We start from the raw sequence: 25,283 nt of genomic DNA, 5'->3' as shown, positions 1-25,283 counted from the left end.
TTTTCAAAGTATATATTATTTGGGCAGATGTGTTTTTGCACACTTTTATTAGTCATGTCAAATAATATAATCATATGGAGGAGTATGTTGAAGTAATAGGTGTTGAACACTTAAAAACAATTCTATCAAGTTTAACACCTGAAGATATTGTAAAACCGGCTTATGATAATTGGTTAGCTTGCCAAAGAACAGGGCATACCGTATTAAACTTAGAAACAGGCAATGTTTATGGATTGGGCATTGAATTGAATCAATTACCCTTAGCTGCAGAAATTTATATTGAATTATTTTCCATTGAATCCCATGAAGAACCAGTCTCAGAAGAGGATTTCTTTTCTAAAAGTGAATATGAGGAATTTTTGGAATTCAGCAGTGATGACCCATGTGAATATGTTCCTGATATTATAACTGATTTTTGCGAGAAAAAAGGCATAGACGAGTATGAACGCACAATTGGAATTTTAGCATATAATTTTGAAAAAAAGGAACAAGCCAATTATAACATGTGGGAATCTAAGATTTTAAATAGATATTATGATGCGATATATGAGGACCACAATCCATTTCAATTTTCACAGTCATCTTTGTAATTTATCCAGAAATTGGTTAGGATTGGAAAAGTCTTCTATTAATTCTTTTAATTGGGATTCTGGTAAATTCCACCACTCGCTTTTTTCTAATCTTTGACAGGTCTCATCGTCAAATCTTTTTTTAAGACATTTTGCGGGAACTCCGCCCCAAATTTCATATGGTCCAACATTTTTTGTTAAAACTGCGCCTGCCGCTATTACTGCTCCGTTTCCGATATGTTTGCAATTTGGAAGGATTGTTACATTATCGCCTATCCAAACATCATTATCAATTTTAAGATGTGCTCTTTTTCTAAAATCTTTTTTAACCCAATTAAATTTAGGATTGAACCAAATTGGGTGAGTTGAAACTCCATCTATAGGATGGTTAAATGATATTCTTCTGAAATTAGATCCAATACTGCAATATTTTCCAATTGTAAGCGGCCCATCGATACCGTCACGAGCCCATCCATAAGAAGCAAAATCAACGTCAATTCTTCTATATTTCTTAAATAGAATTCTTAATGTCTTTGAATTCCATTCCCCATTTTCTTTTTTAGATAAAAACCAAATGATAAATTTTCTTGTGAATTTATTGGATGTAAATAATTTTTCTTTAATCATTATTTTTACCTTCAGTTTTTGTGTTGTCCAATTGGAATTTTTTACGCCCATAGCAGGATAATGGGTTATTTATTCCTTTGCATGATTTGTCCGGATGGCATAGGTGAGGCAAATGTATTTTTATTTTCTCGCAGCTCATTGGAGTGTACCATTTTGTTTCGCCTTCATGGTTGATGTCTACTTTATCGTGCATTCCAAAACCTAATTTTGATATGATATTTATTTTTTCTTGGGGTTGGTCTTCGAATAGTGGTGGTGTACAGTTGTCTGCAGCATCAAAGATTAATGGAAGGATTTCATTTTCAGTAATGGACAAATCAGGATCCATGTCTGACACTTTCACGCTTTCATCTGAGGCAAATATTCTAGGATATAACCTTGCATATGATGCAAATGATGTCAAAAGAAGCACGATTGCATCATTACGTCCTCCTGATGATACACCTTCAACTGTTGTTTTGATGCACGGTGGAAATGCATCGGGATTAAGTTTTCCAGCTTGCACACTTCCGTAAATTCCACCACTTCCTGCATAATATTGATTATATTTGCTGGTTTCATCAGGTATGAAGTCCTTCAGCTCTTCGCCTATTTTTATGATGGCGGGGTGAATTTCAATTCTGGCAGACATTTCCTTAATTCTTGCAATGTATTCTTCGGTTTTTTGCATAATGAGTCTGGATAGAATCTGTTCCTTGACAGTATCGCCTATTAATATTCCATACATTCTATCGGGGCTTCTGTCATGGAATTTATCAGAAAATCTTTCAAGAAAATCGTCTTGCTGGAGAATAATGTCTCCATCATCTATCAATAAATCAGTTAATTTTAGTTTTTTTGAAGCCACCACATCTCTTAGAGATTTCCAATGGATTGCACCGTCTGTTTTCACTTCATCTAACACTTCATCAATTATTTCTGCTCTTGACATTGGAGGAATTTTGGCCAATCTTTCAAGGATTAATGTTCCAAGTGATTCAACAAAAAGCCTTGTCTCGCGTGAGCCGGTATTGAATTGGATTGCAATGGCTTGGCAGAGTATATGAAAAGTGACCACGTCCTGCATAAAGAGCTCTTCATTAGTCAAGTATTCGAATTCAGATTGTGTGAAGTTCTTATTGTTTTTTTTCTCAATGGCCCATTGTATACGTTTTATGGCCAAATCATGATATGATTTGGGAATTATGGCATCATCAGATATTTTTTGATTTGTAGTGTGAGTTATAATTTCAACTAGGGTTTCATCCTCTTGAAATATTTGATTTAAATCGCCGTATTGTCTTATAATCTGTTTTCCTTCATTTGACAATGGGTTGATATATGAAACTTCAGCCATGATTTTAACTTTTTATTTTATATTTTAAATAGCTAACTCATTTTCAAAATCAATTTTTACTTGGATTTAGCATTTTATAACAACGTTAAAAATAATAATTTATTATATATAAACGACATAATTATTAAATGTTTAAAATAAATAAGGGGAAAATATAAATGTCTAAAATATTTATTTCATGTGCACTTCCTTATGCAAATGGTCCATGTCATTTAGGCCATATTCGTTCTACTTATTTGCCGGCAGATATCTATGCAAGGTATAATAGAATGATTGGTAATGATGTGTTGTTGGTTTGCGCTACTGATGAACATGGAACACCGATTGCAGTAAAGGCGGATAAGGAAAATAAAAAACCAATTGAAATTTCTAAAAGATATCATGATATGATTGTTAAAGATGTAGAATCAATGAACATATCTCTCGATAATTTTACAAGAACTACAGATGAAGTTCACTATGAGATTGCTCAGAATTTCTTCATGGACCTGTATGAAAAGGGGTTAATTTACAGGCAAGACATTCAACAGTTATATTGTCCTAATTGTAATAAGTTCTTGCCTGACAGGTATGTTGAAGGCCTGTGTCCTGTATGTGGGTCTGAAGCAAGAGGGGATCACTGTGAGAAATGTGGAAAGGCACTTGACCCAACGGAGCTTGATGAACCTCACTGCATTACATGCGGTACAGCTCCAATAATCAAGGACACTTTCCAATATGCATTTAAGTTGTCCGAATTTGAGGACGATTTAAAGGAATACATCTCTTCAAACGAAAACCTCCCGGCAAATGTAAAAAATTATGCTTCTAATTGGTTAAAGGAAGGTTTAAACGATTGGACCTTGACAAGGGATATGGACTGGGGTATTCCAGTGCCTCTTGATGAAGCTCAAGGTAAGGTACTATACGTGTGGATTGAAGCATTTTTAGGTTATATCTCTTCAGCCAGCCAATGGTCCAGCCAATCAGGCATGAAATGGGAAGAATACTGGAATGATTTTGTAGTGCATTTCATTGGAAAGGATATCATTTACCACCATTCAATTTTCTGGCCGGGACTCCTAAAGGCATATGGATGCAAGTTGCCTGACATGATTTATGCTGGGGAATTTTTATCTCTTGAAGGGGAAAAAATGTCTACAAGTAAAAATTGGGTAATTTGGATAGCTGATTTTGTAAAGGATTTCAATCCTGATTTATTAAGATATTACCTTACAATCAATGCTCCTTTAAATAAGGATTCAGACTTCTCATGGGATGATTTCCAAAGAAGAAACAATGATGAATTGGCTGATGTAATCGGCAATTTCCTGCACAGGACATTTACATTCACCCGCAAATATTTTGACAATAAGATTCCTGAATATGCAAATCCGTCTACGGAGGATGAGGAATTCAAGAGTGCCATTGAAAACTTGCCTTCAAAAGCAGGGGAATATATCTCTAAATTCGAATTTAGGGAAGGTTTGCTTGAAATATTTAAAGTGGCTAAAAAAGGAAATAAATATTTCAACGATCAGGAACCATGGAAAGCTGTAAAAGAGGACATGCAAAAAGCAGCTAATTGTTTATATTTATCAAATCAACTGGCTAAAACATTGGCTTTCACTTTAAAACCATATCTACCAACCAAAGCTGATGAGATAGCTAAAATTATGAATATAGAAAATTTAAATGAATGGAAAGATGCAAGTGTATTTTTACCTGCAGGCCATGAAATAAACAAGGCAAAACCATTATTTAAAAAGATTGATGATGAAGTAATCGAGGCTGAAAAAGCAAAATTACAGGAAAACCTAAAAGAAAAAGAGGATGAAAACATGAGCGATTTAATTAGTATTGATGATTTTGATGAAGTCGTAATTAAGATAGGACAAGTATTGGAAGCTGAAAAAATAAAGAAATCCGATAAACTATTAAAATTACAAGTTGACATTGGAGAAGACAAGCCAAGGCAAATTGTTGCAGGCCTTGCAAAATTCTACTCACCAGAAGAGTTAGTCGATAGAAAAGTCTGTGTTGTAGCTAATTTGCAGCCAGCAAAATTATTCGGAACTTTATCTGAAGGCATGATTTTGGCTACAGGTGAAACAGGTGCTTTACTATATCCAGATGAAGCAGGAAAAGTCGGCGAAAGAATTCAATAAATTTGATTGATATGGAAGAGTCTGTCCTAGTAAATAAAGCCGAGAAATTCTTAAAAGAAATTTCAAATGACCAAATCATATTGGATGATATTGAGGATTTTGACAATTTCAAAAATCTTTATTTTAAGCTAGTTGACAGATTAGATTATTTACAAAACCTAAAGGATGATATGGATGCTCAAGGATATACTGCTCCTTTTACATCCTTGAATCGGTACGGTACTAAATCGGTGGCTGACGTATCTCTTGAGGAGGTAGGCGAAAACAGCCGCCACAATCAGATTTTTAGAATGAGAGCGAATTCTAAAAAAAATATTTTGGATAGGGTCAAATCAGCTATTGACTCTCATAAGATTGCAATTGGAAATCTAGAACAATTCGGGTATGTGAAATGCAATTCATGTTATAAGAAATATTCAATCAATGACTATAAACAACTTGATGCCAAATGCAGTTGCGGATCAATGGGTTTTACATTCAAAATAAATAAGGAAGCAACTCATAGGCTTGAAATAATTCCATTTTTACCATTGTCCGGAAATTATATGGTATTGATGGGAGAACTTTCAAATTATGGCCGTGAATCTTTTAAGCAAGTTTTAAATATTCTTAAACAAGAGCGTAAAGGTGTTGTAAAAACAATCTCTCTTGTTGTTAGATTCAGAGATAAGAATAACCGTCTGATAAGAAAGAACTTCACCCTTGATTCTGAATATGTGAATAATTATGAGGAGGAAGTAAGGCGCATTTATGGTCGAAACGTTAGGATAGAGGCTTTGAGGTTCCATAGAACTAAACCCGCCATTATTGATGATAAGCATGCCAGAACTGCTCTTGCTCTTGGATATGTCAAATATTCTGAAGAAATCATAAACGACATTAAAGATGATATTCTAAAAAGAAGGTTAACAGATTTTAAAAGGTTAAATAAATATTATGATACGATTGCAAAATATGAAAATTTAACTCCTGATTTTATAGATAAATTTGATTTAAATGCAATTGAAACTTGGAGAGAAGCTCAAATTCAAGAGGAATTTAAAAAATTAAATTACATTGATCGTTTTGGAAATATCAAAAGGTCTTTAAGTAGGGATATAAAAATTAAGGATTCCATTTATAAAAATACTTTTAAAAACATCGCTTCAACTCTGATAATGTGGGATATTTTTAAGTATTATCTTACAACTTCCAATAATTCCCGTAAAATTATAAATGGGCCATTCCCTTACATTAGGGTGGAACTTGACCGTGAACAGAGAAAAGTCTTCAAAACTACATATGCTAAAGTCATCGAAACCTTAAATAATTTCACTGATATTAAAATAATGTCAATATATGAAATGGATTTGTTATTGTATGAGAAATTCAAATTTGAAAAGCAATCCAGAAACTCAAATATCAAATTTAATCAGGTGGCCTTGGGAGCCGCTTTGATTCATTTAAACGGTGAAGTTGAGATGGAAGAGATTAGTAATGCATTCAATATTAATGAATCAAGAATAAAAAAAGAAATAAAAAACATTGACCAAATTAAAAATCCGAAAAGCGATAAATCTAAGAAATTTTTGGATTTAATAAAAAAATAGTGATTATATGGATGATAATACAAGAACAATTCATATATCAAAGGCTCTTTCTTCTTCTTTGATTGTAGAACTGATAGATAAATATCCGAATTTGGAGGAGATTACTTGTCCTCCCAGCGTTTATGGCAGAACATCAAAAACGTATATCGATGTTCTATCACAACTTGATATTGAAGTGGTTAAAAAATATAACTGGGGATCTAAATCAAAATCTAATGGGGCCGAGTTTGAAGTATTGAAATTATCGAATGAGGGTTTATCGGCTCGTGAAATTGCAGATGAGCTGGATTTATCGATAAATAGAGTTTATTATCTTTTAAATAAAAGCGGTGCTGATTTTGACAATAGAAAACGAAAATATAATCATGAAGAAGTTATTAACCTAAAAGATGAGGGGTTATCCGCTAAAGAGATTTCAGAAAAATTGGATATTCCACTTAGGACCGTTTATTATATCTTAAATAAAAAATAATTACTTTTTTTAATAATGAATGTTAAATAATTAAATATGATGATTCTACCACAACTTCCTTTGTATGCAATAGCAATAATCTGTGGTCTTATATCTTTTTTTGTAACACGGTTATCCATGCCGAATATCATTAAAAAACTTGAGGAAGTGGGTATTGTTGGAAAAGATATCCATAAATCCTGGAAACCCATTGTTGCTGAGATGGGTGGATTTGGGATTCTGTTTGGATTTATAATTGGGATGTTTTCCGGAATCTGCATGCATGAGGATTTGACCTTCAAGCTAGTAGTTGTCTTGCTTGTAATTTTGCTTGTTGGCATGATAGGCATTATTGATGACTTGCTTGCATTGTCCTCTAAGGAAAAATTCTTCTTATTGTTTTTGGCAGGCCTTCCATTGATTTGGGCAGCGCCACCTAATGTGGGCATATTCTATCTTATCAGCATGCCTATCGCACTTTCAATCGGATCCAACTTGACTAATATGCTGGCCGGTTTAAATGGAATTGAATCTGGATTGGGCATAATTTCAATGGCATCACTGACAATCGCATGTATAATCTTGGGAAAGTATGATGTAACCATAATCTCTATGAGCATGCTCGGTGCCTTGATTGCATTTCTATACTTTAACCGGTATCCTGCTAAAATTTTCCCTGGAGATACAGGTACATTGATTATTGGTGCAGCCGTCGTGTGCATCGCATTTATAGGCAGGGTAAAATTGATTGCCATTATAGTTCTGATGCCGCATATCATTGATGCTGCTTTAAAATTCTATTCAGCAGGTGTGATGAATCGCCAGCAGCAAACACCAACGCAATTGAATGATGAAGGAAAATTGGTAAGGCCTGATGTTGGCTTCAAATCATTGATTAGATTAATTTTGAGAAAACCGATTGCAGAAAAGGATGCAGTAAAGATAATTTGGGCAATAGGTATTGTTTTTGGAATATTGGGTATTATTGTTGCATTGATAATGCCGGGAATGCTTGAAAATAAAACATTGATGAACTTCTTGCAAATAAAGGAGCTGTTCTATCATATATAAGGTGAAATAATGAGGCCATATGTAATTTTAAATGCTGCCATGACATTAGACGGCAAGATTGCTACTCAAACCGGAAGTTCAAATATTTCGGGTGAAGAGGATTTAAAAAGGGTTCATGAAATTAGAAAGGACTGCGATGGGATAATGGTTGGAATCGGAACAGTGCTTGCTGATGATCCAAGACTAACAGTTCACAAGGTTGACGCAAATCCAGAGGATAATCCTGTTCGGATAGTAGTCGACAGTAAATGCAGGACTCCAATTGCCGCAAGAATCACAAATAAAGATGCAAAAACAATAATTGCAGGCGCCAATGAATATAAATATGATTTTATGGTTTCTGATAGGTATGAAACATTCAAAAAAAGAGGAGTGAAGTTTTTCTGGAGTGGGGATAAAAGGGTGGATTTAAGCTCTCTAATGAGTTATCTTCATGAGGAAGGAATCGAGAAGCTGATGCTTGAAGGCGGATCAACTTTAAACTTTTCCATGATTAAAGCAGGACTTATTGATGAGATAAGAATTTGCGTTGCTCCTATGGTGGTTGGGGGTGCTAATGCAAAGACTTTCTTTGACGGTGAAGGCTTTGACACAATGGATGAAGCTGTAAGATTGGAGCTAGTTGGCTCTTATTCATTGGGTAAGGATTTAATTTTAACATATAAAGTATTGAAATAATTAAAACAAGCCACTAAACCCTACATTTTTACAAATACAATATTTGCATAAGGATCTTTTGTCGTGGATGTATTTGATCCGTCCTTTACAGTAGTAATCTCCATTAAAGTAATACACATCATCGCTTTTATCTTCACTGTATGGATGAAGCGGTTTTTTATCGATTAGTGCTAAAAAGAGTGAAATGTTCTCGGTGAACCGTTTGGTTTGCTCATCACCGCCTGCATAGGTATCGAAATAATAGCCTATATCTGAGCGCATATTTTTGATTACATTGTCCTTAATATCAAAATCATCGATTATTTCTGTAGCATATATGTCGTCATAGACGCCGGAGTTGTATTTTGCAAGTTTTTTGGTGAGGGGGTCTTTGTATCGCTCATCAGTTACCTTATTTCTCAAGTAATCGATGGGATAATCTTTCAAATCCTTTTGAATGATTTTTAAAAGTTTTGATGCTTTCATAAAATTCCTTTGCTTTTTAGAAGTTCACGTGGATTGTCAACGATTGCTTTAATAGCTTCTTCATTGCTTAGTCCTGCACCTCTAGCAATTTCATAGGACTTTTCAAAAGTGATGATGTTGTCCGGTGAGTGTGTGTCTGTGTTTACCAGTAGTTTGTTTCCGACTTCACGAGCAACGTTTGCCACATGGCCATTTCCAAGACAGTGTCCCTTACGGGCAGAAATTTCTAGATAAATGCCGTTTTCTTTTGCGATTTCTGCTTCTTCAACTGTTATCAATCCTGGATGTCCAAGTATGTCAACATGGCTTGACTCTACTGCAGCCCTATTGGTTCCGGGGGTGACAGGCTCGTTTAATGTTTCACCATGCACGACAATGATTTCTGCTCCTAAATCCTTTGCTTTTGCAGCGATTCCGTCGATTGACTCGCATGGGGCATGTGTTACTTCAGCGCCCAGAACAACAGTGATGTCCCAATTCGCATTAATGTCATCAATTGCATCCTGGATGGCTGTAATTGTGTCAACATTGGAGTAATCAACATGGTCTGTAATGGCTATGACTTCATGATTTAGTTTTAAGGCTCTTCTTGCAAGTTCGGATGGCAATAATTCTCCATCGCTGAATAAACTGTGCATATGTAAATCGATTCTTTTATTCAAAATAATAACTCCTTTTAGTAAATATAATATTATATATATCACATTTGATATAAATTTATATAACTTAAATATTTGAGGTTATAATATGAAAGCTAAAGCAGTAAAGATAGCTGACGGTGTATACTGGGTTGGTGTTATTCACTGGAACAGTAGAACCTTCCATGGATATGGCATTCCAGGCACTACCTACAATGCTTATCTAGTATTTGGTGAAGAAAAAACTGTATTGATAGATAATGTTTATAGAGGAATGTTTGAACAGTTTGATGCAAGAGTAAAAGACGCTTTCGCTCAAGAAGGAAAAGATTTCAAAATCGATGTATTTGTTCAAAACCACTCTGAAATGGATCATTCCACTTTTTTAAGACAAACAATTGAAGAATATAATCCTGATGCAGAAATATATGCTTCTGCTAACTGTATTAAATTCTTGGAAGCACAATATCATAATTTCTCAGATTTAGAAATGAATGCTGTTCAAACAGGTGATGAACTTGATATCGGTGGCAGAACCTTAAAATTCATATCCGCTCCAATGTTGCACTGGCCTGACAGCATGTTCACTTTGCTTGCCGAAGATGGAATTCTATTTTCAAATGATGCATTCGGACAGCATGTGGCTTATTCAAAAAGATTTGATGAGGATTATTCTTTAGACCACTTGCTTAGGGAAGCGCAAAAATATTATGCAAATCTTGTAACATTAGGTTCTCCAATGCTTAGGATGAAACTGGATGAATTGACAAATACCGGTTTGATTAATGACATTAAAATGATTGCGCCATGCCACGGTCAAATCTGGAAAAACCCTGCTCCAATTGTAGAAAAATATGGTGAATGGGGATCCGGCATATGCAAGGATAAAATCACAATCATTTATGATACAATGCATCATTCAACTGAAAAACTAGCCTTCCAAATTGCTGAAGGAATTATGAGTGAAGGTGTTGAAGCCGTAATGTACTTTATGCAGGAAGACGGTCCTGATGATGTAATTACCGATATTTTAGATTCTAAAGCCATAGCACTTGGTGCCCCTACCATGATGAACAAGCCATTCCCTAGAATCGGAAACATGATGTATTGGTTGGATTGTGTCAACTTTAAAGGAACAGGCAGCGAGAAAAATGCTTTAATATTCTCATCTAAAGGATGGGGTGGTGGAGCTGTTAAAAAACTCGAAAGAGATTTGGAAGAGGCAGGTTTCACTGTAAGCGATACTTTAGATGTGTTGTTTGTACCTGATGAAGATGTGCTTGCCGAAGCATTTGAAAAGGGTGCAGAATTGGCCAGATCTATTAAGGAATAGTTTTAACTATTCTTATTTTTTTATTTTTACAGTTTTGTGATATATTACTTAATGGGGAATTATCATGAAAGATTTGATAATCTATTTTTCAAGAAGTGGTGAAAACTACTTCGGCGGCGAGCTAAAAAATATTGAAAAGGGAAACACTGAAGTGATTGCTGAATATATACAAGAAATTACTGGCGCTGATTTATTCAAAGTAGAACCAATAGTCGATTATCCTGAAGATTATATGAAATGTATTGATGTGGCTAAAAAGGAACAGCAGGATGATGCAAGGCCTGAAATTAAAGAAGCGTTAGGTGATATAGCATCATATGATACAATTTACATTGGTTTTCCAAATTGGTGGGGAACTCTTCCAATGCCTATGTTTACACAACTGGAACAACTTGATTTCACAGATAAGACAGTTAAGGCATTCGTGACCCATGAGGGTTCTGGTTTTGGTTTTGCACAAAAAGATTTGAAGAAGTTATGTGCGGGAGCTGAAATCAAAAAGGGTTTATCAATTCCAGGTGCAAATGTATATGATTCAAAAGATACTGTCGAAACATGGATAAATGAATAATTCATTTTTTCACTTTTTTTTAAATTTTTTTAGTAATTTTTAAATACTTTTTTTAAATTAATTAGATTTAGAGGTTATATCATGAAAATTTTAGCTATACAGGGAAGTCCTAGAAAGAAAGGCAATACAAATAGAGTTCTGGATGAGATGATTAGAGGCGCTGAAGACAATGGCCATGAAGTGATTAAATACTATTTGCAAAATTTAGATATTAATCCGTGCAGTGGCTGTGAAATCTGTGCAAAAGGTAAAGACTGCAGATACGAAGATGACGGAGCCGAAATTATCAATCAATTGGCTGAAGGAGCTAGCATAATTCTTGCTTCACCAATCTATTTTGGACAGATAACAGCGCAGGCAAAGACAATAGTTGATAGGTTCTATTCCATTTTCAACAATCCGGATAAGAAATTTGATGGTAAGGCCGCAATGATAATTACTCATGCATATCCTGGCAAGGATATATATGAAACCTATATTAAGCTCACTGAAGCACAACCATTTATAAATAACACTGAACTTGAATTTATAGAGACTTTAGAGGTTGCAGGCGTCAAGTTCATTGGCGATGCAGATGAAAAAGAGGAAGACCTTAAAAAGGCATATGAAATTGGTCAAAAATTTTAATTAAACTGAAAACAAATTATTTAACATGACAAATTCAGTATTCGTGCCGGGCCACATCACAGGCTTTTTTACAATCAATAGCCATGAAATCAAATTGAAAAATGGATCATGCGGTGCCGGCTTTTTACTTTCCAAAGGAGTAAAGACAACAATTTCGCCCTCTGACGAACTTGAGATTGATGTTAATCAGGGGGATTCAACCGTAATTGATGAAGTATTGTCCATTTTGGAAATTGAAAGTAACTTTAGAATAACTCAGGACATTCAATTGCCGATAGGTGCAGGTTTCGGAACATCAGCAGCTTCCGCTTTAAGTTTAACGCTGGCCATCAATGAATTCTTGAACTTAGGATATTCGCTGGAGCTTTGCGGCCAGATTGCGCATATGGCTGAAGTCAATTTGGGGGCAGGTTTAGGTGATGTAATAGCCCAAACTGGTAATGGATTAGTTTTAAGAACCAAACCTGGTGCTCCTGGCATTGGTGAGATAAAATCATTTAATGAGGATGTCTTTGTAGGATGGAAAACCTTTGGAGGTATTGAAACATCGGACATCATTTCGGATTCTCATTTTAAAGAGATAATCACCACTTCAGGTTCAAAATTCCTTGAAAAATTTGAGGATGAACCAACATTGGAGAATTTTTTGACATTTTCTGCGGAATTTTCTAAAGAGATTGATTTAATCTCAGACGAAGTTAAAAATCTAATTGATTATTTTAATTCTTCGAGTGATATTTTGGGCAGTTCCATGGCAATGCTTGGAAATACTGCATTTGCCTTTGCATATGATGAAGATGCCCTCAAAAACCTAAACATTGAAAACTTACATATAGATAAACTCAACAATTTTGGGATAACTTATGATTAAACTTAGCTACGACATAAATGACTACAGGAAAAATCTACTTGGTCTGGTTGAAGATGGCGATACGGTTATAGAATTGGGATGTCATGTTGGAGGGACAACCCGGCTACTGGCAGATAGGTGCAGGGTCATTGCACTTGACAATTCCCCTGAAGCTATTGGGGAAATGGCCAAACTGGATGTTGAATTCATTTCTGGTGATGTTCGTCTTCATGATGTTATAGCTAATGTGTTTGAAATAACTCAATCCTGTGATGTGCTTGCTATTGATTTGGGTGGAGGCTATCATCCGGACACTGTTTTTAAAGTATTTTATATCTGGTCTTCTACTTTTAAACCAAAGCATGCTGCAATCAGAAATCGTGGGCTGTTGGAATTTGTAAATTCGGCAAGTGTCAGCGGTGAGGATATTTCATCAAATGAAGGTTATCTTGAAAGCTATCATGATTCTGGCATTCCTCCACAAATTAAGGAATTTGATTTGTGGACTTCCTCTCTAAAAAAATAGTTAATTAGTTTTAAATTTAAAATAATTTTGTTTGTATATTTTTATCTAAATTTACATTTATGGAATAATAGTTTCCAACAATAAATTATATTTTTGTTTAATTTAATTAGTATAATATTAATAAATTTATAATATTTACTTATTTGTTGTCGTTATCTGTACAATAACTATTATATACCATAATTGAGAAAATATAATTCATAAATAATGAGGTTTTAATATGATAGGTAAAAAGATTCGTTTAGAAAGAATCATTAACAGAAATACTGGAAGAACTGTAATTGCACCGATGGACCATGGTGTATCTAGCGGTCCGATTCCGGGAATTATAGACATGGACGAGACTGTTGATGAAATCTCCCAAGGTGGAGCAGATGCAATACTAATGCATAAGGGTATTGTAAAGCAAGGACACAGAGGTTACGGTAAAGACATTGGTCTTATTGTACACTTATCTGCAAGTACATCACTTGCACCGGATCCAAATGATAAGGTAACCGTAACAAGTGTGGAAAAAGCCATTCAACTTGGTGCGGATGCAGTATCAATCCATGTAAACCTTGGAAGCGAAACTGAAAGTCAAATGTTGCAGGAATTAGGTGGAATAGCTGAGACTTGTGACTACTGGGGAATGCCGCTTCTAGCGATGATGTATCCAAGAGGCCAAAAAGTGGAAAACGAGCATGATGTGGAATTCGTTAAGCATGCCGCACGTGTAGGTTCAGAACTTGGAGTTGACATTGTAAAAACCAATTATACTGGTGATCCAGATTCATTTAGGGAAGTTGTTGAAGGTGCTATCGTTCCTGTAGTCATTGCAGGAGGTCCTAAAGTTGACACAGATGAAGACCTGTTGAATATGGTGAAGGATTCACTTGAAGTTGGCGGAGCAGGTGTTGCTTTCGGACGTAATTTATTCCAGGCTGAAAATCCTGGTAAAATTACAAGGGCTATTGCAGAAGTAGTTCACCATGATTTAGAAGTTGAAGAAGCTTTGAAATTCTTAAAATAGGTGGTTAAATGCAAAACAAATTCGCTTGGATTAGTACTCCTGATGAATTGTGGGAAGATAAAAAAGAAATGATTACCACTGCATTGGAATCCGGAATCGACCATGTATTGGATTTTGATGATATAGAAAACATCAGAAAGTTAGGCAATGTAAAAATCATTGCGAACAATGAAGATGCAGACATATATCTTGTAGGCATTAATGGTGAAGGAGACGGATTTTTAGATTTAAAAGATGATTTTACAGATTCAACTGACATCGCGAATGCCAAAAAGGCAAAAAGCGAAGGCAAAACTGTATGTGCTTATATAAAAATTACAGATAAGGCACATGAACAGCTGGCCGTTAAATTAGGTTCTATTGTCGACTATATAATATTGGTTGGAACTGACTGGACAATCATCCCCCTGGAAAATATCATAGCGGATTTGCAGAAAGTAGATGTGGAAATTATCGCTGCAGTGCGTGACTTGGATGGTGCAAAGGTAGCTTTGGAGACATTGGAACATGGAACTGATGGAATCATTTTTGAAGCCAATGATTTCAATCAAACTAAAAGAATGGCTGAAGAAGTTATTAAAGCATCCCAATCTAACTATGAATTAAAAATAGCTACTGTAACTAATGTAAAACCTTTAGGCTCTGGCGACAGAGTATGTGTTGATACAACAGACATGATGAAACCTGGAGAAGGAATGCTTATAGGATCATATTCAAAATCCATGTTTTTAGTACACTCAGAATCATTGGAAAGTGAATATGTGGCATCAAGACCGTTTAGAGTAAATGCTGGGCCGGTTCAGGCATATGTAATGGTTCCAGGAAACAAAACAAGATACCTATCAGAACTTGTTGCAGGAGACGAAGTATTGATTGTAAATACAAAAGGGGAAAGTAGAACAGCTTATGTTGGAAGGAGCAAAATCGAAAGAAGGCCTTTGATTTTAATAGAAGCGGACTATGAAGGAAAAACCATAAGGACTCTCCTGCAAAATGCAGAAACAATCAGAATTGTTGATGCAAATGACGAACCTCTCTCAGTAGCTGATGTAAAGCAGGGCGATAAGGTAAAGGTCTATGTTGAAGATAATGCACGTCACTTTGGAATAGCTATTGATGAAACAATTATTGAACAGTAGGTGTGAAAATGTCACAGGTACGAGCATTTTTAGCAATTGATTTGGATGATGACTTAAAGCCAAGGATTAATAGAATTATTAAAGAGTTCAAGTCCATCAATACCAAAATCAAGTATGTTGAATTGGCTAACCTGCATTTGACCTTGAAATTCTTTGGCGATATAGATACAAACGGTTTGAATTTGCTTGAAAATAAAATTGCAGAAGCCGTATCTGATTTCGAACCTTTCGACATTCAAATCAAAGGTTGCGGAGTATTTCCGAATAACAATCATATAAAAGTGATATGGATTGGAATCGATGAAGACAGCATTATCAGGCAATTGCATGATAGACTGGATGGCGAATTTTCCAAATTGGGCTTTGATAAGGACAGGAGATTCTCTACTCATTTGACTATCGGGCGCATGAAAACGGCAAAAAATAAAGATAAGGTCAAAAAAACAATTGAAGAGTTTAGCAATGTTGAAATTGGTCAGATGACTGTTGACAGGATATCTCTAAAGAAATCTACCCTAACGCCTGCAGGTCCAATATATGAAGATTTGAAAGTTTTTGAATTGTGATTTCATGGATTATAATCTAATTTTAAAAGACATCAAGCCAACTTCTGAAGAGAAAAAGGAAATCGATAGCTTATCACATAATCTGATGAATTACCTGCAGGATATATGTGATGACGAAAATATTGATGCAAAAGTTTCTCTTGTTGGTTCTGTTGCAAAAAACACTGCATTGAAGGGAAAATCGGATATAGACATATTCATTGCATTTCCTCTGGATACAGATAAACAATTTTTAAAAAAAGCTGGCCTTAAATTGGCCCATAAATGTTGTGATGAATTTGACGGTGATGCTGAACATCATTATGCTTCACACCCATACGTCACAGCAGACATTGAAGGATTTGAGGTTGACATCGTGCCATGTTATGCAATAAGCAAGGGAAGTGAACTCAAATCAGCTGTCGATAGAACAATCTTGCATACTCGTTACATTAAAGAGAATTTAACCCAAGTTCAGGAAGATGAAGTCCTTTTGCTTAAAAGGTTCATGGCAATGACAGGAACTTATGGTTCAGAGTTTAAGGTAGGAGGGTTTGCAGGTTATCTATGCGAGCTGCTTATTTTGGAATATGGTGACTTTGAAAGCACTCTGAATGCAGCCATCAACTGGCAATATGGCCATGTAATAGATTTGCAAAACTATGGGACTGCACAGCTGTTCGATGATCCATTAATTGTAATCGACCCTACAGATGCAAACAGAAATGTTGCGGCCGCTTTGAGATTGAACAAAATGGCGGAATTCATTCAGTCCTGCAGAAATTATTTGTTCTCAGACAATAAGAAAGACTATTTTTACCCTCTTAAAAGGAATTTGAATAAAGATGATTTAATCAATGAATTTGCAAAAAGGAATAGTGATGTCATTGCAATCAGATTTGAGATTCCGGACATTCCTCTTGATACATTGCATCCTCAGCTCAAGAAGACCTGTGAAGCATTGGAGCGCAAGTTAAACGATGAGGAATTCAACGTGTTTAAAGCTGATTATTGGAGCGATGAGGTATTTACAGGTGTGATTTTACTTGAAATGGCTTCATCAAAATTAAATGACATTAAAGTAAATGTCGGTCCAAAAGTATTCATTAACAAGGCCTGCGAGAACTTCACATCAAAATACGGTCGTGAAAACTGCTATATTCAAGGCGACTTCCTGGTACACTCACAGAAAAGGCAATTTAGCCAAGCCATTGATTTGGTTAAGCATATTTTCACAAAAGAGAATATTCGACTTATTAAAGTTGGAAAAAACCTCAAGAAGAATATTATTAATACTTATGAATTTATAAATGTCGATGAAATCGAAAATGATGATTATCTTGAATTCTTAGACGATTTTATTCATCCTGGACAGTATATTGTAAGGTGAACTGATGCAGAAAACAGAAGACATTGACTTAATTGTAAACCATCCCAAAAAGGCGATAAATAAGTTGGCATTGCCTATCATTATAAGCTATTTGTTCATGATGATGAACAATATCATCGATGGTATCTGGGTTTCTGGATTGGGTCCGCACCCTCTTGCGGCTGTCGGATTTGTAACGCCTTTGTTTTTAGCTTTGGTGGGTTTTGCAAATGGTCTGGGTGCAGGTTCAAACAGTTTGATTGCAAGATGCATCGGTGCTGAAGACTATAAGGCGGCTGGAAACAGTGCAATACATTCTATAATGCTTTCCATCATAATGACAATCATCTCTACAATTTTAATTCTAATACTTCTGAAGCCTTTGCTTTTAATGATGGGTGCTGGTGAAGTAATTTCAGAAACTATGGCTTATGGTTCAATTGTTATTGGAGGTATCTTTTCCGTATTTCTGCCTGCAATGATGGCTGCCATCTTCAGGGCTCAGGGTGAGGTGAAAAGGGCATCTTATCCGTTAATGCTTACAGCTATTATTAACATGATACTGGATCCGATTTTCATTTACTATTTATCTTTGGGAGTGGCCGGCGCAGGCCTTGCTACAGTTCTAGCAGGAGTGCTTGCAGCATTGCCTATGGTATATTGGATGTTCATCAAGCAGGACAGCTTTTTGAAAGTCAAAATGAGTGAATATAAAACTGATTTTTCAATATATAAGGATATTCTGGTGGTCGGTATTCCAGCAAGCCTGGAACAGTTCATCATATCATTTGTGTCCATTCTAATGAATTATTGGCTTACAATATTATCCGGAACCCTTGCAGTTGCCGCATATACTGCCACTTGGAGGCTGGTTTCAATTGGAATGTCTCCATTGATAGGTATCGGTGTGGCGGCCTTGACAGTTGGAGGGGCTGCTTATGGAGCGCGTAACCTAGTCAATTTAAAAACAGCACTTAATTATGGAATTAAATTAGGATTGATTTCATCGATTATCGTGTCTTCATTTTTCTTCATATGTGCAGATCCTTTGTCATTCATATTCTCATATTCTGCAGATAGTGCCGTTCTGGCCTCAAGCATAACACAATGCCTAAGAATATTGTGCTTCTTCATATTGTTCATGCCATTCGGTATACTTGCAGGAAACATATTCCAATCAATGGGAAAAGGAACACTTTCATTAATATTGACAATATTGAGGTCATTCATTCTTGAAGTGATATTTGCCGGCCTATTTGCATTTGTATTCGCTTGGGGAGTGGTTGGAGTTTATGCGGGACTCGTATGTGGAATGTCCGTAGGTTCCATTGTTGGGTATATCTACATCAATTATTATCTAAATAAGCATAAAAGCTATTTTAAAAATTAAAACTGTTTAGCAAATATGGTTATTTTGTAATGTTTTAAGTAGGTTATTAAATTATTTTCGCTGTTTTCATTTATATGGTGGAAGATTTCGGATTGTAAAATATTTTTTAATTAAATTTTCAATAAGGGCCATATAATTTTAGTACATATTTTAAAATATTTATTTTAAATTTGTTCAGTATAATTTAAAAAATATTGAAAATATATGAATAATATTTGTTTTCAGAGTAAGTTTTATAATGTTTAATTACAATATTAATAAATATGTCTGAGATTAAAAAACTCACAGTCGATGTTGATGTTGAAGATTTTTACAAAAATTATGTCGATTTTGAAAGGATTTCTAAATTGTGCATAGAAGAACAGGAATTGCTGGGATACAACTGGAATTACCCTCCATTCGAATTTGATGTGGATGATGTTTGGAACTCATACAATAAACTTAAAATCATCGCTTTCAAGATTGATTTTTCCGAAGAGGAACTGGCACATACATTTGAAGATAATGAACTGGAGTTTGTTTTAAAGCGCTTTGAGAGAATGAAAGTCAAACTGATGAATGATATTTATGCTCTTGAAAATGAAAATGCTTTAGGACTATTTTTGGGAAAATGCAACCTGTGCATGAGATGCACAAGGGAATTTAACATGCCTTGCAAAATGCCATTCAAGATGAGATATCCTATAGAGGCCTTGGGTGGCGATGTGGATAAGGCAATTGAAGATCTTTTCGGTTATAAAATAAAATATGCAAAAGACGGAAAACTACCTGAATATCTGATATTCGTTGGTGGTTTGCTGTACGATAAAAAATAGGTGATAAAATGATTGTTAGTGTTATAGGCGGAACAGGACCTCAGGGACTTGGAATTGCAGAAAGATTGGCTATTGCTGGTGTGGATGTAATTGTAGGTTCTAGAAAAGAAGAAAAAGCACTTGACGTTGTTGCAAAAGCAAAAGAAGACCTGGCGGACTATGATTTGTCCAATATGAAGGGTATGGCAAATGAGGATGCTGCAAAAGAGGGTGATGTGTTAATAATAACAGTGCCTTTAGCCGCTCAAAAGCCAACCATTGAAGGAATAAAAGAGTTCTGTCATGACAAGATTGTCATGGATGCAACTGTGCCTCTCGAAACAGCAATTGGGGGAAAACCATTCAGGTTCATAGACTTGATGGAAGGATCTGCAGCTGAGAGAACCGCTTCCATTTTGGAAGGAACTGGTGCAAAAGTAATCTGTGCATTCTGTAACATCTCAAACTCTCACTTGGCAAACATTCCGGAAGAAATTGACTGTGACTGCCTAATTGCAGGTGACGATAAGGAAGCTAAAGAGACTGCCGCTGAGATAATCGACAAGATACCTGGCGTAAAAACTATCGATACAGGCATTCTGGAAAAGGCTAGAATCATCGAGAAAATCACTCCACTTTTAATCGGCCTTAACATTAAGTATAAGTCCCATTATGGTGGTTTAAGAATTACTGGAATTCCAGCATTAGACAAAGATTAGATTCATATGGATTCATTTAAAGAATTGATTGGCAGAAATGTTGATGAAATTCGTTTAGATGAATCCGAAGACTTTATTTTTGCAAAACTTGGTTATATCTATAAGAATTGCGGCAGGAGATATCCTGCTTCAAAATTTAAACTGGCTAGTTTAGATTATTTTAACTTGATTTCCTTTTCTGATTTATTCAAAAAAGAAGCTCTTTTTATAATATGGTTTGATGAAAGTCGTTTAATAACAGATTTGGAAGTCTACTATTTAAGCAATGATTTTGATGTGCTTTTCGGTGATTATTATATTATTAAAAAGGCAATTGATTTGGGTGAGGCTCATAAATTACGGGAGGGGGATACAAAATATTTGGGAGCTTCCCGCATGAAAGAAAAAGTACCTCAACCTAACAATGATAAATTAGCTAATAAAAGAGAACTTGTTTTAAAAAAGAAATATTTGGAAAAGATTATAAATGAAATAAAATATGAATATTAATCAGTTAATTGATTAAACTCTTTTTGAGTGTTTTCATAAAAATATCCCAGTTCCCTGCCATTGACAAAGATGTGGCTTACTGTTATTGAAATGCTCATTTCATAGTCCCTGTTAACTCTCCCCCAGGTTATCAGCGGTTGTATCTGGTTTGGATTAACTACGCAATTTGTAACTGAGTCGAAATCAACCCATGGAATGCATGAGAAATTCGCAATATTTTCAGCATCTCTTTTATGCATATCTAAAAGGAAACTATCATTTTCACCTGATAGAATGCTTTTTGAGAGGTCTTTTACATAATCGTGCCACTTTAAATTATTATCAAAATTTTGTGGTGTCTCAACTCTCATTTCTCTATAAATATTCTTATTCTTATCCATTATTGGTGTTGTTCCTTCCAGGTAGTCAAATTCCACGACTTTACCATCAATTATTCTTCTTTTTAACTGGGGAACTTTATTAACGGCATTCATCAGACATCCAAGTGACATTATAAAGAATGACTTGTTATTGTCATGACAGAAGTTCCATAGTTTTTCAACGTTGACTCTGGCGGTCATAGAATATCTTGATGACAAAAATTCGATGAACGGGTTTTCATCTAAATTAAATTCAATTTCTCTCATTTTTTAACCTAAAAACTTATGAATAGTTACTTTTTTATATGTATTCAATAATATATATTACTGTTATAAATCTTAAAGTGGTTTTGTTATAATGAAAGTAGTAATTGTAGGTGGAGGAGCTGGAGGAATCTCTACAGCTTCAAATATACGTAAAATTGATAAGGATATAGAAATTACAGTTCTCACAAGGGATAATAAGGTGGCATATTCTCCATGTGCCATTCCATATGTATTGTCAGGTACAATCGAATCCTTTGATGATATTGTCATGAGAACTCCTGAAGATTATAAAAACAAAGATATTGATGTTATCATAGAATCAGAAGTGACTGCAGTCGATTCAGATAAAAAGACAGTTACATATGTAAAAGATGGAAAAGAAAATATCATTGACTATGACAAATTGGTTCTTGCAACCGGTGGAAATCCATTTGTACCTCCTATGCAAGGGGTAGACTTGGATGGTGTATTTAAAATCAGAAACATTGATGATGGTATCAAAGTACAGGAAGCAATGAAAGAAGCTAAAAGCGCTATTGTAACTGGTGCAGGTTTAATTGGTATTGAAATAGCTTTCGCACTTAAAAAGCAAGGATTGAACGTTATTTTAAGTGAAATGATGCCTCAAATTGTTCCAAGATCTATTGATAAAGACATGTCTGATATTCTAGTTGAATACTTGGAAATGGAAGGCATACAGGTTGTGCTTGGAAAACCGATTACAAAATTGATTGGTGATGGAAAAGTGGAAAAGGCTTGCTTTGGAGATGAGGAACTCTATGATGCAGATATGGTCATCATGGCAACTGGTGTCAGACCTGAACTAAAACTGGCTGAAATGGCTGGTTGCAACATTGGAAGATGGGCAATCATTGTAAATGATAGGATGGAAACATCAGTGGAAGATGTCTATGCGGTAGGGGACTGTGTTGAATCAAGAGATTTAATTTTGGGATCAAATACTATTTCCCACTTGGGAACCACTGCCGTTAGGGAATCAAAAACCTTAGCACGTACAATTTGCGGCAAGAAATCCAAATTTAACCCAGTATTGAACTCAATGGTATCAAAAGTGGGCAAGTTGGAATTTGGTGCTGTAGGTTATACCACCAGTTTCGCCCAACAGAATCAAATCAGGCCTGTAGTCCAAAAGGTACAAGCACTTACAAGAGCCCGCTACTATCCTAATGCAAAACCAATGGATATTAAAGTTATATGTGATGGAAATGGAACCATTATAGGATGTCAAATCATCGCTGAGGAAAGGGTAGCTGAGAGAATCGATACAATGACATTAGCTATTACTGAAGGATTGACCTGCTTTGATTTAAGCAATATGGAATTTGCATATGCACCTCCAGTATCAATGGTTACAGACCCATTAATCCTTGCTGTTGAAGAGGTAAGCAAGAAATTTACTTAAATAAAATATTTTGGAGGAGATGATACTAATGCCTGAACATGGACATGGTCATCATGGTCACGGAGGCCAGATGACACCTGAACAACAAAGACAAATGATTGAACAAGAAATAAGACTTGCAAAGAATCTTGGCCAGATTAAACATAAGATAGTGGTCATGAGTGGAAAAGGAGGAGTTGGAAAATCTACCGTAGCAGCCAACATTGCCGAAACATTGCAGAAATTGGGATTTAAAACTGGTATCCTAGATGCCGATATTCACGGACCGAATATTCCAAAAATGTTGGGCATTGAACTGTATGGTGAATCATTCAGCAATTATCAATTTGAAGTTTTCAAGGAACTTACAGAAGATGCTATGGCAAAAGAAACTTTTGAAAGTGAAGAGGAACAGGCTGCTTTCATTAAAGCAAAGCAAGAAGAGTACAAACATTCAATGTTCCCTGTAACTATTGAAAGCGGATTGAAAGTAATGTCTATGGCATTTTTATTGGACAGCATTGACACTCCTATCATCTGGAGAGGTCCTCAAAAAACAGGAGCCATCAAACAGTTGATTTCCGATGCTCATTGGGGAGAACTTGATTATTTAATCATTGATAATCCTCCTGGCACTGGAGATGAACCGTTAACAGTTTTGCAAACCATTCCTGATGCAGATGCTGTAATCATGGTAACCACACCGAATGTCGTATCTCAAGAGGATGTATTGAAATGTGTTAAGATGGTTGGAATGATGAACATTGACAAAATAGGTCTTATTGAAAACATGGCTTACTATGTCTGCCCTCATTGCGGTGAAAAATTACATATCTTTGGTGAAGGTAACGGAAAAGCCTTTGCTGAGGAAATGGAAATTGCCTATTTAGGTGACCTTCCAATAGAGGAGCAGGTTTCCCAGTCACCGAATAGGGACGGTGTCATTTCAACACTGGACCCTAGCGATGAAGTTTCAAAAAGATTTGTTGAAATAGTTTCTGACATCCAAAAAGAGTTTATAAAAGAGTAGTGTTAATTATATAACTTACTCTTGCTATATTTACGATGTATCCTAAGAAATTAGGATCTTCCTTTAATTTTTTAAAGTAATCTAATGTTTCAATTATATATTCCTTATTTTCATCCATCACATTGAGTGAAAAATATTGCATTCCTATGATGTATTCCTGCTCATCTGTAAAGATGGGAACAATATACAATCCATCATTGCCATAAGGGATTTTTACAGGTTTCTCATCTTCAATGGATATTATAAAATACTTGTCTTTGATGTATTCTCTAATGTCACTTTCGGTTTTTTCAATGGCTTTTTGATTTTGGTTTTCACCATGCATATAAATCATGTTGATATGATTTTTAAGCTCAGGGTGTTTTATCTCTTCTAGTTTCATCATATCACTATTTGTTTTTGTTGTTAATATAGTCTTCAATTTCATCTTTCGGTATGAATTTCAAGGCGGCTGAGTTGATGCAGTATCTTTTTGAGCCACCGGGCCCGTCATTGAATACGTGGCCCAGATGTGAGTTTGACTTTGTGCTTCTAACCTCAATGCGTGTTGAGCCATAGGAAAAATCTCTGTTTTTAGTAACTGCATCATCTGAAATTGGTTTGGAAAATGCAGGCCAACCGCATCCTGAGTCAAATTTGTCATCTGAACTGAATAGAATTTCACCATCTACGACATCTACATATACACCATCTTCAAAAAAGTCATTGTATTCACCACTATAAGGTGGTTCTGTTAATGATAGCTGTGTTATTTGATACTGTTTTGTCGTCAAGTGCTTGAATTCTTCATCGTCTATTAAACTTAAATCAACATGGCAGTAACCCTGAGGGTTTCTTTCCAGATACTTTTGGTGATAGTCTTCAGCAGGATAGAAATTGCTGATCTGATGGGCTTCAACAACAATTTTTTTATTATCTTCCTTTTGCTTTCGGGCTAGAAATTTCAAGACAATGTCTTTTTGCTTGGGGTCCTGCCAGTAAATGCCGGTTCTATATTGAGTTCCAATATCCCCGCCCTGTCTGTTTCTGGAATGTGGATCGATAATCTTGAAGAATTCCTCCAACAGTTTTTCAAGGGCAATCACTTTAGGGTTGTATGTTACCTTTACCGTTTCGGCGTGTCCTGTTTTTCCAGTGCATACCTTTTCATAAGTTGGACTCAAATCTCGGCCATTGGCATATCCGACTTCAGTCTGATTGACTCCCTTGAGCCTTGAGATGTATGCCTCAACACCCCAAAAGCAACCTCCCGCCAAGTAGATTACTTCTAATTTTTCAAACATATTTAAT

28 protein-coding genes are annotated in these 25,283 nt (G+C 35.5%); 21 read left to right on the top strand and 7 right to left on the bottom strand.

Features of this window, described 5'->3' with window-relative positions; all coding sequences use genetic code 11:
- Positions 1-74: 74 nt before the first annotated feature.
- A complete protein-coding gene (locus IJE64_RS06165) occupies positions 75-590 on the top strand; it encodes a hypothetical protein (protein ID WP_292783520.1) in 516 nt (171 codons plus the stop codon).
- Here the strand turns inward: IJE64_RS06165 and IJE64_RS06160 are convergent.
- A complete protein-coding gene (locus tag IJE64_RS06160) occupies positions 579-1,196 on the bottom strand; it encodes a CatB-related O-acetyltransferase (protein ID WP_292783516.1) in 618 nt (205 codons plus the stop codon). The two genes, IJE64_RS06165 and IJE64_RS06160, sit on opposite strands and share 12 nt — an antisense overlap.
- A complete protein-coding gene (priL, locus tag IJE64_RS06155) occupies positions 1,189-2,532 on the bottom strand; it encodes a DNA primase large subunit PriL (protein WP_292783513.1) in 1,344 nt (447 codons plus the stop codon). Before priL ends, IJE64_RS06160 begins: the two co-directional genes overlap by 8 nt.
- A 158-nt stretch (positions 2,533-2,690) precedes the next feature.
- Here priL and metG point away from each other — a divergent pair, with 158 nt between their 5' ends.
- From metG to IJE64_RS06130, 5 genes are read left to right on the top strand one after another with little or no spacing between them, the layout of a single operon-like run.
- Entirely contained in the window at positions 2,691-4,679 is a 1,989-nt protein-coding gene (gene metG, locus IJE64_RS06150; RefSeq protein WP_292783510.1) for a methionine--tRNA ligase, read from the top strand.
- Between the two features lie 11 nt (positions 4,680-4,690).
- Complete coding sequence (locus tag IJE64_RS06145; protein WP_292783507.1) at positions 4,691-6,268, top strand: DUF530 domain-containing protein; 1,578 nt, start codon at positions 4,691-4,693, stop codon at positions 6,266-6,268.
- 7 nt (positions 6,269-6,275) lie between these two features.
- A complete protein-coding gene (locus IJE64_RS06140) occupies positions 6,276-6,740 on the top strand; it encodes a helix-turn-helix domain-containing protein (protein ID WP_292783505.1) in 465 nt (154 codons plus the stop codon).
- A 36-nt stretch (positions 6,741-6,776) separates the two neighbouring features.
- Positions 6,777-7,790, top strand: coding sequence for a glycosyltransferase 4 family protein (locus tag IJE64_RS06135; RefSeq protein ID WP_292783502.1), 1,014 nt, complete (start codon positions 6,777-6,779; stop codon positions 7,788-7,790).
- Positions 7,791-7,799: 9 nt separating this feature from the next.
- Positions 7,800-8,468, top strand: a complete 669-nt coding sequence (locus IJE64_RS06130) for a 2,5-diamino-6-(ribosylamino)-4(3H)-pyrimidinone 5'-phosphate reductase (RefSeq protein ID WP_292783500.1) — start codon at positions 7,800-7,802, stop codon at positions 8,466-8,468.
- Here the strand turns inward: IJE64_RS06130 and IJE64_RS06125 are convergent, their stop codons facing one another.
- Entirely contained in the window at positions 8,469-8,933 is a 465-nt protein-coding gene (locus tag IJE64_RS06125) for a DUF2115 family protein (RefSeq protein ID WP_292783497.1), read from the bottom strand.
- Complete coding sequence (locus IJE64_RS06120; RefSeq protein ID WP_292783494.1) at positions 8,930-9,595, bottom strand: histidinol phosphate phosphatase domain-containing protein; 666 nt, start codon at positions 9,593-9,595, stop codon at positions 8,930-8,932. Before IJE64_RS06120 ends, IJE64_RS06125 begins: the two co-directional genes overlap by 4 nt.
- A gap of 85 nt (positions 9,596-9,680) precedes the next feature.
- On the opposite strand from IJE64_RS06120, the gene IJE64_RS06115 reads away from it, so the two are divergent.
- The 13 genes from IJE64_RS06115 (at position 9,681) to IJE64_RS06055 (ending at position 20,935) form a co-directional block, all read left to right on the top strand.
- A complete protein-coding gene (locus IJE64_RS06115; RefSeq protein ID WP_292783490.1) occupies positions 9,681-10,904 on the top strand; it encodes an FprA family A-type flavoprotein in 1,224 nt (407 codons plus the stop codon).
- Between the two features lie 64 nt (positions 10,905-10,968).
- Positions 10,969-11,475, top strand: coding sequence for a flavodoxin (locus tag IJE64_RS06110; RefSeq protein WP_292783488.1), 507 nt, complete (start codon positions 10,969-10,971; stop codon positions 11,473-11,475).
- A gap of 81 nt (positions 11,476-11,556) precedes the next feature.
- Positions 11,557-12,102 (top strand): flavodoxin family protein, encoded by a 546-nt coding sequence (locus tag IJE64_RS06105; protein ID WP_292783486.1) that lies wholly within the window; start codon positions 11,557-11,559, stop codon positions 12,100-12,102.
- Between the two features lie 25 nt (positions 12,103-12,127).
- The gene (locus IJE64_RS06100) at positions 12,128-12,973 is read left to right on the top strand and encodes a pantoate kinase (RefSeq protein WP_292783483.1); all 846 of its coding nucleotides are present in this window, start codon (positions 12,128-12,130) and stop codon (positions 12,971-12,973) included.
- A complete protein-coding gene (locus IJE64_RS06095; protein ID WP_292783481.1) occupies positions 12,966-13,478 on the top strand; it encodes a trans-aconitate 2-methyltransferase in 513 nt (170 codons plus the stop codon). The genes IJE64_RS06100 and IJE64_RS06095 overlap by 8 nt, the downstream gene beginning before the upstream one ends.
- A gap of 220 nt (positions 13,479-13,698) precedes the next feature.
- On the top strand, positions 13,699-14,490 hold the full coding sequence (locus tag IJE64_RS06090; protein WP_292783479.1) for a 2-amino-3,7-dideoxy-D-threo-hept-6-ulosonate synthase: 792 nt from the start codon (positions 13,699-13,701) through the stop codon (positions 14,488-14,490).
- An 8-nt stretch (positions 14,491-14,498) separates the two neighbouring features.
- Positions 14,499-15,629, top strand: coding sequence for a 3-dehydroquinate synthase II (locus IJE64_RS06085; protein WP_292783476.1), 1,131 nt, complete (start codon positions 14,499-14,501; stop codon positions 15,627-15,629).
- 8 nt (positions 15,630-15,637) lie between these two features.
- Positions 15,638-16,195: an RNA 2',3'-cyclic phosphodiesterase gene (gene thpR / locus IJE64_RS06080; protein ID WP_292783473.1), complete on the top strand. Its 558-nt coding sequence runs from the start codon at positions 15,638-15,640 to the stop codon at positions 16,193-16,195.
- A 4-nt stretch (positions 16,196-16,199) separates the two neighbouring features.
- Positions 16,200-17,564 (top strand): CCA tRNA nucleotidyltransferase, encoded by a 1,365-nt coding sequence (cca, locus tag IJE64_RS06075; RefSeq protein WP_292783471.1) that lies wholly within the window; start codon positions 16,200-16,202, stop codon positions 17,562-17,564.
- 4 nt (positions 17,565-17,568) lie between these two features.
- Positions 17,569-18,933 carry an MATE family efflux transporter gene (locus tag IJE64_RS06070; protein WP_292783467.1) on the top strand — a complete coding sequence of 455 codons (1,365 nt, stop codon included), beginning with the start codon at positions 17,569-17,571 and terminating at the stop codon, positions 18,931-18,933.
- A gap of 263 nt (positions 18,934-19,196) precedes the next feature.
- The gene (locus tag IJE64_RS06065) at positions 19,197-19,748 is read left to right on the top strand and encodes a DUF2284 domain-containing protein (RefSeq protein ID WP_292783464.1); all 552 of its coding nucleotides are present in this window, start codon (positions 19,197-19,199) and stop codon (positions 19,746-19,748) included.
- 8 nt (positions 19,749-19,756) lie between these two features.
- Positions 19,757-20,446 carry an NADPH-dependent F420 reductase gene (gene npdG, locus IJE64_RS06060; RefSeq protein WP_292783461.1) on the top strand — a complete coding sequence of 230 codons (690 nt, stop codon included), beginning with the start codon at positions 19,757-19,759 and terminating at the stop codon, positions 20,444-20,446.
- Between the two features lie 6 nt (positions 20,447-20,452).
- The gene (locus IJE64_RS06055; RefSeq protein ID WP_292783459.1) at positions 20,453-20,935 is read left to right on the top strand and encodes a hypothetical protein; all 483 of its coding nucleotides are present in this window, start codon (positions 20,453-20,455) and stop codon (positions 20,933-20,935) included.
- Here IJE64_RS06055 and IJE64_RS06050 read toward each other — a convergent pair.
- Positions 20,932-21,561, bottom strand: coding sequence for a CatA-like O-acetyltransferase (locus tag IJE64_RS06050; protein WP_292783456.1), 630 nt, complete (start codon positions 21,559-21,561; stop codon positions 20,932-20,934). The genes IJE64_RS06055 and IJE64_RS06050 overlap by 4 nt on opposite strands.
- Positions 21,562-21,652: 91 nt before the next feature.
- On the opposite strand from IJE64_RS06050, the gene IJE64_RS06045 reads away from it, so the two are divergent.
- Positions 21,653-22,984, top strand: a complete 1,332-nt coding sequence (locus IJE64_RS06045; RefSeq protein ID WP_292783454.1) for an FAD-dependent oxidoreductase — start codon at positions 21,653-21,655, stop codon at positions 22,982-22,984.
- 28 nt (positions 22,985-23,012) lie between these two features.
- Entirely contained in the window at positions 23,013-23,993 is a 981-nt protein-coding gene (locus IJE64_RS06040) for an Mrp/NBP35 family ATP-binding protein (RefSeq protein WP_292783451.1), read from the top strand.
- Here IJE64_RS06040 and IJE64_RS06035 read toward each other — a convergent pair.
- On the bottom strand, positions 23,980-24,378 hold the full coding sequence (locus IJE64_RS06035) for a hypothetical protein (protein WP_292783448.1): 399 nt from the start codon (positions 24,376-24,378) through the stop codon (positions 23,980-23,982). The two genes, IJE64_RS06040 and IJE64_RS06035, sit on opposite strands and share 14 nt — an antisense overlap.
- Before the next feature lie 4 nt (positions 24,379-24,382).
- On the bottom strand, positions 24,383-25,276 hold the full coding sequence (gene msrA / locus IJE64_RS06030; RefSeq protein ID WP_394355593.1) for a peptide-methionine (S)-S-oxide reductase MsrA: 894 nt from the start codon (positions 25,274-25,276) through the stop codon (positions 24,383-24,385).
- Between the last annotated feature and the right edge of the window lie 7 nt (positions 25,277-25,283).

It is taken from the genome of Methanobrevibacter sp. (genome assembly GCF_017409525.1).
Classification (GTDB): domain Archaea; phylum Methanobacteriota; class Methanobacteria; order Methanobacteriales; family Methanobacteriaceae; genus Methanocatella.
The sequence above is the reverse complement of the archived record's forward strand: the minus strand, read 5'-3'. Positions and strand labels throughout refer to the sequence as shown.

Coding starts and splice junctions, on each gene's coding strand:
- IJE64_RS06090 (WP_292783479.1), top strand. CDS start 13,699: ATGATAGGTAAAAAGATTCGTTTAGAAAGAATCATTAACAGAAATACT.
- IJE64_RS06105 (WP_292783486.1), top strand. CDS start 11,557: ATGAAAATTTTAGCTATACAGGGAAGTCCTAGAAAGAAAGGCAATACA.
- IJE64_RS06110 (WP_292783488.1), top strand. CDS start 10,969: ATGAAAGATTTGATAATCTATTTTTCAAGAAGTGGTGAAAACTACTTC.
- IJE64_RS06145 (WP_292783507.1), top strand. CDS start 4,691: ATGGAAGAGTCTGTCCTAGTAAATAAAGCCGAGAAATTCTTAAAAGAA.
- IJE64_RS06160 (WP_292783516.1), bottom strand. CDS start 1,196: ATGATTAAAGAAAAATTATTTACATCCAATAAATTCACAAGAAAATTT.
- metG (WP_292783510.1), top strand. CDS start 2,691: ATGTCTAAAATATTTATTTCATGTGCACTTCCTTATGCAAATGGTCCA.
- IJE64_RS06065 (WP_292783464.1), top strand. CDS start 19,197: ATGTCTGAGATTAAAAAACTCACAGTCGATGTTGATGTTGAAGATTTT.
- npdG (WP_292783461.1), top strand. CDS start 19,757: ATGATTGTTAGTGTTATAGGCGGAACAGGACCTCAGGGACTTGGAATT.
- IJE64_RS06135 (WP_292783502.1), top strand. CDS start 6,777: ATGATGATTCTACCACAACTTCCTTTGTATGCAATAGCAATAATCTGT.
- IJE64_RS06050 (WP_292783456.1), bottom strand. CDS start 21,561: ATGAGAGAAATTGAATTTAATTTAGATGAAAACCCGTTCATCGAATTT.
- IJE64_RS06040 (WP_292783451.1), top strand. CDS start 23,013: ATGCCTGAACATGGACATGGTCATCATGGTCACGGAGGCCAGATGACA.
- msrA (WP_394355593.1), bottom strand. CDS start 25,276: ATGTTTGAAAAATTAGAAGTAATCTACTTGGCGGGAGGTTGCTTTTGG.
- IJE64_RS06070 (WP_292783467.1), top strand. CDS start 17,569: ATGCAGAAAACAGAAGACATTGACTTAATTGTAAACCATCCCAAAAAG.
- thpR (WP_292783473.1), top strand. CDS start 15,638: ATGTCACAGGTACGAGCATTTTTAGCAATTGATTTGGATGATGACTTA.
- IJE64_RS06140 (WP_292783505.1), top strand. CDS start 6,276: ATGGATGATAATACAAGAACAATTCATATATCAAAGGCTCTTTCTTCT.
- IJE64_RS06130 (WP_292783500.1), top strand. CDS start 7,800: ATGAGGCCATATGTAATTTTAAATGCTGCCATGACATTAGACGGCAAG.
- priL (WP_292783513.1), bottom strand. CDS start 2,532: ATGGCTGAAGTTTCATATATCAACCCATTGTCAAATGAAGGAAAACAG.
- IJE64_RS06035 (WP_292783448.1), bottom strand. CDS start 24,378: ATGATGAAACTAGAAGAGATAAAACACCCTGAGCTTAAAAATCATATC.
- IJE64_RS06100 (WP_292783483.1), top strand. CDS start 12,128: ATGACAAATTCAGTATTCGTGCCGGGCCACATCACAGGCTTTTTTACA.
- IJE64_RS06085 (WP_292783476.1), top strand. CDS start 14,499: ATGCAAAACAAATTCGCTTGGATTAGTACTCCTGATGAATTGTGGGAA.
- IJE64_RS06125 (WP_292783497.1), bottom strand. CDS start 8,933: ATGAAAGCATCAAAACTTTTAAAAATCATTCAAAAGGATTTGAAAGAT.
- IJE64_RS06055 (WP_292783459.1), top strand. CDS start 20,453: ATGGATTCATTTAAAGAATTGATTGGCAGAAATGTTGATGAAATTCGT.
- IJE64_RS06095 (WP_292783481.1), top strand. CDS start 12,966: ATGATTAAACTTAGCTACGACATAAATGACTACAGGAAAAATCTACTT.
- cca (WP_292783471.1), top strand. CDS start 16,200: ATGGATTATAATCTAATTTTAAAAGACATCAAGCCAACTTCTGAAGAG.
- IJE64_RS06165 (WP_292783520.1), top strand. CDS start 75: ATGGAGGAGTATGTTGAAGTAATAGGTGTTGAACACTTAAAAACAATT.
- IJE64_RS06045 (WP_292783454.1), top strand. CDS start 21,653: ATGAAAGTAGTAATTGTAGGTGGAGGAGCTGGAGGAATCTCTACAGCT.
- IJE64_RS06115 (WP_292783490.1), top strand. CDS start 9,681: ATGAAAGCTAAAGCAGTAAAGATAGCTGACGGTGTATACTGGGTTGGT.